We start from the raw sequence: 12,123 nt of genomic DNA on the forward strand, positions 1-12,123 counted from the left end.
AGCCAGCCGTTTGCGGAAAATGAGCAGGTCAAAGAGCTGCTTCACATGAAAGGAGGAATTTGATTGGATCAGGAACCACTACCGCAGATTCATTTGATCCGCGATACAGACTTATCCGTCTTTGCGTATGAGCTCCATATTTTTGCCGGAGATTTTCTCAGGGAATGCGAATTCAATATGCGTTCTCTGGCGACAAATGCCGGGGCTGATTCCATTGCCATCATGGGGAAAAATCACATGTGGCTTTCCGACGCTTTGTTTGCTTATTGTTCTACGGCAGATCTTCATCAAATGATCTTAACAACGGAGTTTATCGGAGCGAGGGCTTTCCTGTTTCATACGGATCGCAGAGAGGGCGGTCACTTGTACGGAGATGTCCTGATGATGGATTTAGACACGCTGCGGCAGGATATAAAACGAAATATCCTCTATCCCTGCGGCGTCAATATCGAACGCAAAGATGGTTCAGTGGCTACGGTCAGCCTGAAAGAATGGACTGGAATGGAGCTTTACGAAAAAGATGCTCTGAAAAGCTGGGGATTTTCTTATGCCCCGAATCAAGTTACGGAATGGCAGTACCACTATTCCACGATGTTCAGACAGTGGATGGATCAGGCATTTCGTTATATGCCCCAGGATTTAGAAGAACGCCTGAATATGCAATATATGGAGGTAGCCCAGAACCCGGATATGGATAAGTACCGCATACCACAGGGAACGGCAAAGCAGATGCTTCTTTATGACGAAGCCCCTGTGTATCGCCTTCTTCCATCCGGTTCGGAGAAAATTGCGCCCATCGCGGCAATCTCTACGGGCCTGTGGTATGAAAATTACCGGGAGTTTGCCATTGCACCGGAGGATTTAGGCGCTCTGGACAAACTGATCCGCAGGGAAACTGACCGGCTCACAGGAAACCTCCCACAACTTCACAAAAACGAAGAACGTCGCCCTGCCCCGGAGCGATAAGAATTTTACACTGACTGGAGGTGATGAAGATTGGCAGGAGTGCATGAAGATTTCGGCGAAAAGATCGGCGGTGCTAAAAAAGATCTGTGGAAAGACCGCGGGCTGTATGCAGATGATCTGGAAGCCATGAATGAGCGCGAAGCCGAAAAATTTGTGAAAAAGGATAATGTCTGGAAAAAGCCGGACTATGCAGCCATACTGGAGGAAGGGATTCCTCTTGGCGTGGTCTATTTTATCAAAAAAGCGAGGGACGGCTTAAACGCTTCCCCTCAGTATTACCGCACGGATGACACCCCGGAAAAACGGACCGCGAGACAAAAGGAATATATAAAAACAGTTCGGGAATTGCAGGCAGTGCTTTCAGATGTCCGTACTGCGGAGGATGCTGTGAGAGCCTATGACCGCTTTTTCGTTGACAATGGATATTTAGAAAAGGTACAGGGCTGGGGAAGCGGAATCCATTACCGGGCAACGAAAAAGGGACAGGACAATCCCGTGATCACAAACAAATTGTCCAATACCATGCTGATCCGCTCGGCTGAATATTTTGAGCGCAACTTTACTCAGAAAGCAAAAAAGGAACAGTTTTGTGTTTCCAAAGAGCAGAAAATACCGAAAGGTTATGCGATTCACTTCAACGACGGGAAACATACCTATTCTAAAAATGAGGACTGGAAGCCCGGTACCTACTATGTGACAAAAGGCTATTCGATCCTGCGGACCAATTTTGAGACCAAAGAAGCTGCCCTGAAATGGGTGCAGGAACTTGCCAAAGGCAGGAACAAAAATGGGAAGATCCGGTTTGTCCCTCCCCAGCTCGCCCATGTCAAACGTACCGGCCCGGATTATCGGAATGGCGTGGAGATCACCGGACAGCATTATCTTGATACATTTGGGTTCCGCGGCGGCGAGTTTGGAAACTGGATGAACCAGAACGACCGTCAGACCTCCCTTAACATGGGATTTGAAGCACTAAAGGATTTGGCGTCAGCCCTTAAGATCAGCGATAAAGATATTGCTTATCAGGGAACACTTGCTATCGCTTTTGGTGCAAGAGGCAGTGGCAATGCTGCAGCTCATTATGAACCTTTGCGTACAGTCATCAATCTTACAAAAATGCACGGGGCCGGTTCCCTGGCACATGAATGGTGGCATGGACTTGACGATTATCTTGGTACAAAGATGGGAGCAAAAGGGATGCTGTCAGAACAGCCCCGCCTCTATGCGCCGTTCCAAAAACTCATTGACACCATGAAGTATAAACCGGAAACACCGGAACAGGCAGCAAAGCGCACGGAAGCACAAACAGAACGCACCCGGAAAAATGCGGCAAGCTGGCTGGATTCCTCGGTTCTTGCCTCCCTGAAACGGTATGGCAATGAGGAACAGATGGAAACCTACGCAGTCTTGCGGGAAGCATTTTTGTCCGGCGAACCCGGCTCTGTGGAACAGATCAGCGCATTTAAGAAGAATGTTACCGGCCGGGTAATTCCCAAAAGTGAACGGGAACGGCTGGAAATTTTTGAGCGTATGCTTTCCGGGATGCAGGCGCAGGAAGCTCCGCAGATTGGACGGACGGAAACTGATTTTTACCGTAATTCGGTACGCATGGGAAAAGAATGTGAAAAAGACGGCGGTTATTGGGACAGCAATGTGGAAATGACAGCCAGAGCCTTTGCCTGTTATATCAAGGACAAACTGCCCTACACATCGGATTATCTGGCAGGCCATGCCGACTGTGCCCTTACCCTGGTTTCCGGTAAAGACGGAGAAATGGAGGTATTGAAAGCCTTCCCTGTGGGGGAAGAACGCCGTGCAATCAACGCTGTTTTTGACGAGATCATTCAGGATTTGAAACGGGAACAGCTATTGACCCATGCCGATGTAACGCTTCCCCTCTCTGTTTCTGAACTTCGTGAGGCGGCGGACGGGCAGCTATCCATGTTCGGCGTCGGCCGTCCTTCCGTGATGGATCAGCTTGCGGCAAACAGGCCGGCAGATAAAAAATCACCGGCACAGACGTTTTCCAGAAAAAACCACGAGCCGGAAATATAGCAGGAGGTGAACAGCATTTTGGAAGAAAATAAAGATTATCATGCCTACCGGTATGGCGACCACTTGACGCCGGGATCGGAGCTTAAAATTGAGCACAGCGTAGTTTGTGAAAATGTGGATATTTCTACACTGATCACAATGGGAACAGATAGCCTGGAAGCCATGCGCCAGGGAAGTATCGACGGGGAGCAGAAAGCCTATGAAATCGTGGTGGCTGCCGCAAAACAGTGGGAACAGCAGGCAGCGGCAACACAGACGATCAACCGGGCTTTGGAATATCTTCGTACACCTGAGATTGAACATACCGGCAATCAGTGGAAAGACACCGATAACTGGAGGGCGGATCAGAAAATCAGCAACCGGGTCTATCAGATGACCTGCAGTATTTGGGAAGATACGAAATATGACAGGGAAACAAAACAGAGTATTCCGGTTGCCTGGTATGTGACATGGGAAGTCCGTATTCATTCCCCGAAGCAGGGATATGGAGAAAAGATTGCCGGACAAAACCAGAAACGATATACAGATAAGAATGCAGCCATAAAATACCTGGACGGGCGGAAGAAAGCCTATTCCCATTTATTCACGGAAATTTCCCCGCCAATTCCGAAAGAATATGAGCGTCATTTTATGGTTCATGGCACTCTCTTACCTGGTTATACGGTTGAAGGACTGGAACAGACCAAAACGGAACATGCCGCCGCCGAGGTTTCGGAGGGCGGTATTTTTACGCCCCAAAACCAGGAGAAGCCTTCCGTCCTGGGGAAGCTCTCTGTGGCAAAAACCCAGGAAAAAACGCCAGCCGCTCCCGGTATGGCAATGAAAAAGAAGGAGGATATACAGTTATGAAAGTGTTAATGGTAGAGCCGGGCAAGTCCCCTTATGCTGCGGAGATTGAAAGCGGTCTGAAATCTTTGCAGGCGGCAGTGGGTGGAGACATTCAGGCGGTCTATCCGTATGAGGACCCGGTGGCTCTGATCTGCAATGATGAAGGCAAGCTGATGGGACTGCCTCTGAACCGGGCTCTCTTTGATGATGACGGCCACGTTTATGATATTGTGTCCGGGAATTTTCTGATCGTTGGTCTTGGCGAGGAAGATTTTACAGACCTTTCCCCGGACTTGATGGAGAAATACGGGGAGCAGTTCAAGTACCCTGAAAAATTTGCAAGGATTGCCGGCGAGATCATTGCAGTCAAGCAGCCTGCAACCAATGAACACCGGGAAAAACCGATGATGCACCATTCCGGCCCGGATTTGTAGAAAGAAAGGAGCCAATTATGTTAATGGCAGTAAATGAACCTTATGCCCTTATGGTGCAGCCGGACGATATTCTGATCTCTCCCCGTGAGGTAGATGAACATTTTGGGACGATGGTATGCTTCCATCCCCGCTATGCGCTGGGCGACCATCACAACTATATGGACAAAGACGACTTCCTGCGGGAAATGTATTTAGATACCGTAGGACATGATGAAGCCGGCATGAAACGCTATGAACGGATGGTAAACATTGTAAGCAGCCGTTTCCGGCATGGACCAAAGACAGAGGAACGGGCGATCGATGAAGCAATGCAGAAAGTAATTTCGGAAAAGTATCTGATGCTCCCCCTCTATCTCTACGACCACTCAGGTCTTGCCATGAGTACAGAAAGTTTCTCAGGCAGGGCCCCTCATGCAGAATGGGACAGCGGACAGGTCGGCTGGATCTATGTTTCCAAAGAAGATGCCCTAAAGGAATTTGACGCTGACAAGATGACCGGCGCCATCCGGCAGAAAGCGGACGCACTGATGCGCAGTGAAGTCGCCGCTTACGATTCCTATCTGCATGGCGAATGTTATGGGTTTGAGCTTTATAAAAACGGGGAGCTGTCGGATAGCTGTTGGGGCTTTATGGGTAACTTTTCCGATGTGTTGAAAGATATGGCGGAATACCTCCCGGATGAGTGCAAAGGGATGGTCGATCATCTGGAGGAACAGGAACGCCCGGCTACGATCATCAAGACGCTTTTGAAACATGCTAAAATTCAGGTCGATCAGGCAGCAAAAGCCTTTGAACACGCTTCCCGACAGCAGGTTCTTGGGGAAAGCCGGTAAAAAGTTATTTCCATATTATAAATACCGATTTTATCAGAAAGGAGGATGCTCTTGCAGGAAGATCTCGAACAACGAACGGTTTCTGTTTCTATACAGGCAGCAAAACTGTCAGGGCGGGTACTGCGTGCGGCTATTGCTGCGGTACTCCAAAAGATGGAACAGGAACGCACAATGCCAAAAGTCGGGCGCAACAGCATGAAGCGGCTGACTTATAAAGACCCCGGAGCCAATACCATTGAAGTTTCAGGGCGAATCCGCTCTTTTGAACGGTATGCCAGGAAACATCAGGTACGCTACCATATAGAAAAGGAACTTGGGACCGATCCCCCAAAATGGACGGTATATTTCAAGGCAAACCAGGCGGATGCACTGACGGCAGCTTTTAAGGAATATACGAAGAAAGACCTTACACGCAGCACCAGACCGTCGCTGCTTACACAGCTTCATAAGTTCAAAGAACTGGCGCAGTCGCTTGGCCGTGACCGTGTAAAGAACAAAGAACACGGAGGACCGGAACGATGAAGATTGATGCAGAAACACTGAAAAAACAGGTCATTCTCCATCTGCCTTATATTCTGTTCCTTCTGGTATTTGCCAAGCTGGGCGAGGCGGTGCGTCTGGCTCCCGGAGCAGACGCTTCCCAAAAGCTGTTAGGACTGTCCGAAGGCTTTGCCCTTGCGTTTCAGAGTATGTGGCCGGGAGCGGCAATGGACTGGCTGATTGGTTTATGCGGTGCAGCCATTATGCGGCTGGCAGTCTATCTTAGAGGGAAAGACGCTAAGAAATACCGCAAAAATGTGGAATATGGTTCTGCAAGATGGGGAAATAAAGCCGATATTGCCCCATTTATGGACCCAAAGCCGGAAAACAATATCATTCTTACCCAAAGTGAAGGACTGATGTTAAACGGACGGCCCAAAAATCCGGCCAATGCAAGAAATAAAAATGTACTGGTAGTCGGAGGATCAGGTTCGGGAAAAACGCGCTTTTTCATCAAGCCCAATCTGATGCAAATGCACAGTTCCTACGTCGTCACCGATCCGAAAGGTACAGTCCTTGTGGAATGCGGAAAGATGTTGCAGCGAGGCACACCAAAGCTGGACAAGGACGGAAAGCCTATGCGTAATGAAAAAGGAAAGATCATCTATGAGCCCTATAAAATACGGGTATTCAATACGATCAATTTTCAGAAAAGTATGCACTTTAACCCATTCGCCTACATTCATTCCGAGAAAGATATTCTGAAGATCGTCACTACCCTGATCGCCAATACCAAAGGCGAAGGAAAAGCCGGAGACGATTTCTGGGTCAAAGCAGAAACCTTGCTTTATACGGCACTGATCGGATATATCTACTATGAAGCTCCGGTAAACGAACAGAATTTTGCCACACTGGTAGAAATGCTGAACGCAATGGAGGTCCGTGAGGATGACGAGTCATTCAAAAATGCCGTTGACCTTCTCTTTGACGCTCTGGAACAGAAAGACCCGGATCATTTTGCCCTGCGTCAATATAAAAAATATAAGCTCGCTGCCGGAAAAACAGCGAAGTCGATCCTTATTTCCTGTGCTTCCAGACTGGCTCCTTTTGACATTAAAGAAGTCAGGGAAATTACCATGTATGACGAGCTGGATCTGGATATGCTGGGGGATGAACGGACCGCTCTTTTCCTTATTATGAGTGATACGGACGGAACCTTTGCATTTTTGATCAGTCTGATCTATTCCATTTTGTTTAACCGCTTATGCGAGCGGGCGGATGATGTATATGGGGGCAGGCTTCCCATCCATGTGCGCTGCCTGATCGACGAGGCGGCAAATATCGGGCAGATCCCGAACCTGGAGCGTCTTATGGCGACCATCCGAAGCCGTGAGATCTCTGCCTGCTTGGTGCTGCAGGCGCAAAGCCAGCTCAAAGCCCTGTATAAAGATAACATGGACACCATCATCGGTAACTGTGACGCCTCTCTTTTCTTAGGAGGCAAAGAAGAAACTACCTTAAAAAGCTGGAACTCCCTATTAGGGAAAGAGACTATTGATCTGTATAACACCAGTGTCACAAAGGGAAATCAGGAATCCCACGGACAAAATTTTCAAAAGCTGGGAAAGGACCTGATGTCGGTGGATGAACTGGCAGTTATGGACGGGGGCAAATGTCTGCTGCAGATCAGGGGTGTGCGGCCGTTCCTCTCCCGGAAATACGATATAACCAAACACCCAAATTACAAACTGCTTTCCGATTTTAATGAGAAGAACGCTTTTAATATCGAAAAGTTTCTTTCTACCCGGATGCCGATGCGTCCCGGTGAACGATACCGCAATTATGAAGTCACAGCCGAAGATCTGGCTTCCCAGACTTTATAGAGTTGTTCCTGCCTGTCAAAGCATGACGCCCTGGCAGGCTTTGTTTTTGTCACGATGAAAGGAGGATATTTTGAGGATTCGTGATTCTCCCTGAAAAGTAAATAACCGCAGGATTTTTCCTGCCCCATGCCGCCGTGCTGTTTGAAACAGATTTTTTTCTAAAAACAGTGCGGCGGCTTTTTTTGTTTCCGGCCTGATACGGCCATATCACAAATTAAAATTTCTGAAATTAAAGGAGGAACTATATGGCATTTTTTGCAAGCGCGATTGATACTTTGAAGATCCTTGTGATCGCCCTGGGCGCAGGTCTGGGCGCATGGGGTGTTGTAAACCTTCTCGAAGGTTACGGAAATGATAACCCAGGTGCAAAATCCCAGGGGATCAAGCAGCTTATGGCAGGCGGAGGTATCGCTCTGGTTGGTGCAACGCTGATCCCGCTGCTTTCCGGCCTGTTCGGTTAAGGGCTGACTTATGGGCAGTCTGTTTGAATGGATAACAGACTGGATTAAAGAGGGCCTGATCGATGCGATCACCGGACAGTACACCAGTATTTTCAACTCCGTCAACAATCAGGTTGCGGATGTGGCAAATCAGGTAGGACAGACCCCGCAGGGCTGGAATGGCGGCGTGTTTTCCATGATTCAGAATCTTTCAGAAACCGTCGTCATTCCCATTGCGGGCATGATCCTGACCTTTGTTCTGGTGTATGAACTGATCCAGATGATTCTCGAAAAGAACAACATGCACGAATTCGATACATTCAACATCTTCAAGTGGATTTTCAAGACTTTTGTTGCCACTTACCTGCTCACCAACTGTTTTACGATTGTGATGGCGGTCTTTGATGTGGCCCAAAATGTGGTGTCGCAAAGTGCCGGTGTCATAAACGGGAACCTGGATGTGCAGGCGGCGTTGTCTGATCTGAAAACCCAGCTTGAAGCAATGGGAATGTGGGAACTGATTGGACTGTGGCTGGAAACCAACATCATCAATCTGTGTATGTGGGTACTGTCCATCGTGATCTTTGTCATTGTATATGGCCGTATGATCGAGATTTATTTAACCGTGAGCCTTGCACCGATCCCGTTTTCCACAATGGCAAACCGGGAATGGGGACAAATGGGAACCGGGTATCTGCGTTCCCTTTTTGCCCTGGGCTTTCAGGGGTTTTTGATCCTGATCTGTGTTGCCATTTATGCAGTGCTGGTCCAGTCTATCCCATCGTCCGGCGACGTGCACGGCGCGATCTGGGGAACGGCGGGTTATACGGTACTGCTGGCTTTTGCCCTGTTTAAGACAGGTTCGTTATCCAAATCCATATTTAATGCAAGATAGCATGAACAAAACCAATTCTAAAAAGGAGGATTTTATATATGAGTAAAACCAATACAGAAAAAATGGCGCCGGAGACACAGACGCCGGAAATGGCAAACGGCATGAAGCTGGATGTCCGCGTGCGTCCGATCGCCCCAATGGGAAACCTGCTGGCGTTTGCCAATGTTACGATTGGCGGATGCTTTAAGATTGACGGCTTCCGTATCTGTTCCAGTGAAAAGGGGCTGTATGTCAATATGCCCGCAACCCAGGATAAGGGAGGCAACTGGAAAGATGTCTGCTGGCCGGTTACGGCAGAGTTCCGCAAGCAGCTCAACGATGCCTTAATCGATGGGTACGGGCAGGCTATTGAAAATTTGCAGGCAACTCTTGAAGCGACAAAGGGAGCAGCGGAAAAACCTTCCCTGACCGGTGCATTGAAAGAAAATGCCGGTAAGGTCAAAGAACAGCCGGCCAAACCGGCCACATCTAAGAATGAGCAGGCTCGCTAATGCCGGAAACGAAACAGTACGGCATTATCTATGCCGATCCGCCCTGGCATTATGACAGGAAACATGGAAGCGGCGTTGCGGAAAACCATTACCCCACAATGAGCATTGAAGAAATCTGTGCCCTGCCGGTATCGGAACTTGCCGCAAAAGACAGTGCCCTTTTTCTGTGGGCGACCTTCCCGCAGCTCAATGAAGCCTTCCGGGTGATCGATGCCTGGGGATTCAAATATAAAACGCTGGCTTTTCTATGGCTCAAACAGAACCGGAAAGCGGATAGCTGGTTTTATGGCATGGGCTTTTGGACCCGCTCAAACGCGGAGGTCTGCCTGCTGGCAACCAGAGGCCGTCCGAAACGCCAATGTGCGGGAATCCATCAGTTTGTGATCTCCCATATTGAGCAGCACAGCAAGAAACCGGACGAGGTGCGGGATAAGATCGTAAAACTCATGGGCGATCAGCCCAGAGTGGAACTGTTTGCAAGACAAAAGACACCCGGCTGGGATGTATGGGGCAATGAAGTGAACTGTACGCTGACTATGCCGGAGCGAAAGGGGTGATTTTGATAGAACAAGATGCAAAGCGGCTGCTTATGGAACGGCTGGACGAGTGTTTGAAGGTTCATGCGGATATGCTGGATGCACAGAACATCGGCAGTATTTACGAGTTACAGGGACTTTCGGAACTCCACTATTATCTGAAGGTTGAGCATGTATTTACTCCGGCGGAAGTAGAGGCGCTTCTTTCTTTTCAGGACCCGTTGGATGTAGCCCGATGGTGTTGGGAAGAAAATAACCATGAACACAGTTTCCCGATCTGCGATCTTCTCAAAGAAATTGATGCAGCGCAAAAATTTGAACATTTCACAAGCGAACCTTCCGCACAGGACAAATATACGCTCCTGATGAAACGGCTGGGACAGAATTACTTTGCTTACAGGGAAAGCCTTATGTCAAGAGATAAGGAATCCTTAATTGAAAAAGCTGCTGAAATTACAGCCATGCAGGAGGCGTATTCCTATCTGACAACAAAGTTTGAGTTCAGGGATGAAATGCTGGATGATGTGCTGGCGCTTGAGAATCCTTTGAAATACTTTGCAGACCGTTGGCTTATGCCGGTTTCAGATGTGTTCGACGTGGATATGGATATTCGGGAAAATATTGCCGGAATCCGAGACAGCCAGGAATACCTGTGTCAGAGAGAGCCGGCTGTTTCTGTCCTGGCACGGCTGCAAAATGCGGCTCAGGAAGTGCGGGAATGTCCGGCTGTGGAGAAACCGGTACGCGATTTCGGTGCACGGTAATGGGCCGGAAATTATATTACGATGGGAGGTGTATAGATGCCTTATGTACCTGTACCAAAGGATTTAACCAAAGTTAAGACTAAGCTGGCCTTCAATCTGACGAAGCGCCAGCTTATTTGTTTCAGCCTTGCCGGACTTGTCGGCCTTCCGGTGTATTTCTTTACCCGCGGGGCGATCGGCAATTCGGCGGCTGTACTTTTGATGATCGGGCTGATGATGCCCTTTTTCTTCTTCGCCATGTATGAGCGTGACGGGCAGCCGGCAGAAAAGATCTTGAAGAACCGGCTCCGTTATAAGCTCTGGCCGAAGGACCGTCCATACAGGACGGATAACCTGTATAAATCTATGTCAAAGAAGGAGGTTACAAAGATTGCCAAAAAACAAGCAGCAGGAAGCTCAGGAAAAGCGTCTGCAAAAAAACATCAGGCAGGCCAAAAAGACCGGAGCCGATGCAAAGCAGGGCAAAACTAAGTCTGCCCGTTCCAAGCCGTCTAAAAAAGGCGGCTTTTTTGCCGGGCTGAAAGCAGATGCCCCGCAGACGGTCCAGCAGAGCATTCCCTACCGTGAAATGTACCGGGATGGGATCTGCCGGCTGACCGATACCCTTTACACCAAAACGGTGCAGTTTTTTGATATTAACTATCAGCTTGCACAGGCAGATGATAAAGCACAGATCTTCGAGGGTTACTGCGATTTCTTAAATTACTTCGACGCCTCGATCCATGTGCAGCTTACCTTTATCAACCAGCGAGCCAATATGCAGGATTTTACCAAAAGCATTGACATCCCTCCCCGCGGCGACGAGTATGACGGAATCCGCAAGGAATACGGGGATATGTTAAAGAACCAGTTGCAGAAAGGAAATAACGGTCTCACCAAACGCAAATACATTACCTTTGGAATCGAGGCAGATGACCTGCGTACTGCGAAAATGCGTCTGGAACGCATTGAAACGGATGTGCTGGCAAATTTCAAGACCCTGGGAGTTCAGGCGAGATCCTTAAACGGACTGGAACGTCTGGAACTTCTTCACAGCCAGCTTCACCCGGACGGTCAGGAAAAGTTTCATTTCCAGTGGTCGGATCTGCCTAAGACCGGTCTTTCTACCAAAGACTTCATTTCCCCATCCGGGCTGTCTTTTTCAAAGGATGGAAAGACATTCCGGGTAGGCGACCATTCCGGTGCTGTCTCCTTTTTGCAGATTTTGGCGCCGGAGCTTACCGACCGGCTTTTAGCGGATCTTCTTGACTTAAACGACGCCGTGACCGTCAACCTGCATATCCAGTCTATCGACCAGGCGCAGGCGATCCGAAACATCAAGCGTAAAATGTCGGACCTGCAGAAAATGACCATTGAGGAACAAAAGAAAGCGGTCCGATCCGGGTATGACATGGACATCAGTGCGACTCGTTCCTGAACAAAGCCTTCGTGGTTGAAGGACAAAATCAGGCACTAACAAAAGAACGAAAATTTCAGATGTTAGGAGAACTAACAATCCAAGAGGTGGAATGATGGGGT

General features: G+C 48.7%; 13 protein-coding genes and 1 pseudogene. All 14 read left to right on the forward strand.

Annotated features, from left to right (window positions below; all coding sequences use genetic code 11):
• The first annotated feature begins 63 nt into the window (after positions 1-63).
• Entirely contained in the window at positions 64-966 is a 903-nt protein-coding gene (locus LQE94_RS01830) for a hypothetical protein (protein WP_118720101.1), read from the forward strand.
• Between the two features lie 126 nt (positions 967-1,092).
• On the forward strand, positions 1,093-3,021 hold the full coding sequence (locus LQE94_RS01835) for an LPD1 domain-containing protein (RefSeq protein WP_240576870.1): 1,929 nt from the start codon (positions 1,093-1,095) through the stop codon (positions 3,019-3,021).
• Between the two features lie 18 nt (positions 3,022-3,039).
• Positions 3,040-3,870: a hypothetical protein gene (locus tag LQE94_RS01840; protein WP_067536877.1), complete on the forward strand. Its 831-nt coding sequence runs from the start codon at positions 3,040-3,042 to the stop codon at positions 3,868-3,870.
• A complete protein-coding gene (locus LQE94_RS01845; RefSeq protein WP_064786913.1) occupies positions 3,867-4,283 on the forward strand; it encodes a DUF3846 domain-containing protein in 417 nt (138 codons plus the stop codon). Before LQE94_RS01840 ends, LQE94_RS01845 begins: the two co-directional genes overlap by 4 nt.
• 23 nt (positions 4,284-4,306) lie before the next feature.
• The gene (locus tag LQE94_RS01850) at positions 4,307-5,116 is read left to right on the forward strand and encodes a hypothetical protein (protein WP_223385989.1); all 810 of its coding nucleotides are present in this window, start codon (positions 4,307-4,309) and stop codon (positions 5,114-5,116) included.
• 45 nt (positions 5,117-5,161) lie between these two features.
• Entirely contained in the window at positions 5,162-5,638 is a 477-nt protein-coding gene (locus LQE94_RS01855; RefSeq protein ID WP_223385988.1) for a PcfB family protein, read from the forward strand.
• Positions 5,635-7,479, forward strand: a complete 1,845-nt coding sequence (locus tag LQE94_RS01860; protein ID WP_117552645.1) for a VirD4-like conjugal transfer protein, CD1115 family — start codon at positions 5,635-5,637, stop codon at positions 7,477-7,479. Before LQE94_RS01855 ends, LQE94_RS01860 begins: the two co-directional genes overlap by 4 nt.
• Positions 7,480-7,724: 245 nt before the next feature.
• Positions 7,725-7,940, forward strand: a complete 216-nt coding sequence (locus LQE94_RS01865) for a Maff2 family mobile element protein (protein WP_005361081.1) — start codon at positions 7,725-7,727, stop codon at positions 7,938-7,940.
• Between the two features lie 10 nt (positions 7,941-7,950).
• Positions 7,951-8,814, forward strand: a complete 864-nt coding sequence (locus tag LQE94_RS01870; RefSeq protein WP_117442478.1) for a VirB6/TrbL-like conjugal transfer protein, CD1112 family — start codon at positions 7,951-7,953, stop codon at positions 8,812-8,814.
• Between the two features lie 38 nt (positions 8,815-8,852).
• A complete protein-coding gene (locus LQE94_RS01875; protein ID WP_117442477.1) occupies positions 8,853-9,305 on the forward strand; it encodes a SpoVG family protein in 453 nt (150 codons plus the stop codon).
• Positions 9,305-9,862, forward strand: a complete 558-nt coding sequence (locus LQE94_RS01880; protein ID WP_005361089.1) for an MT-A70 family methyltransferase — start codon at positions 9,305-9,307, stop codon at positions 9,860-9,862. Before LQE94_RS01875 ends, LQE94_RS01880 begins: the two co-directional genes overlap by 1 nt.
• 2 nt (positions 9,863-9,864) lie before the next feature.
• Entirely contained in the window at positions 9,865-10,605 is a 741-nt protein-coding gene (locus LQE94_RS01885) for a hypothetical protein (protein WP_243113262.1), read from the forward strand.
• Between the two features lie 36 nt (positions 10,606-10,641).
• Positions 10,642-11,076, forward strand: a complete 435-nt coding sequence (locus tag LQE94_RS01890) for a PrgI family protein (protein WP_117505240.1) — start codon at positions 10,642-10,644, stop codon at positions 11,074-11,076.
• Positions 10,976-12,004 (forward strand): annotated as a pseudogene (locus LQE94_RS01895) (VirB4-like conjugal transfer ATPase, CD1110 family); the annotation flags it as partial. The gene LQE94_RS01890 and the pseudogene LQE94_RS01895, both read left to right, overlap by 101 nt.
• Positions 12,005-12,123 lie beyond the last annotated feature (119 nt).

It is taken from the genome of Mediterraneibacter sp. NSJ-151 (assembly GCF_022487435.1).
Lineage (GTDB): Bacteria > Bacillota > Clostridia > Lachnospirales > Lachnospiraceae > Schaedlerella > Schaedlerella hominis.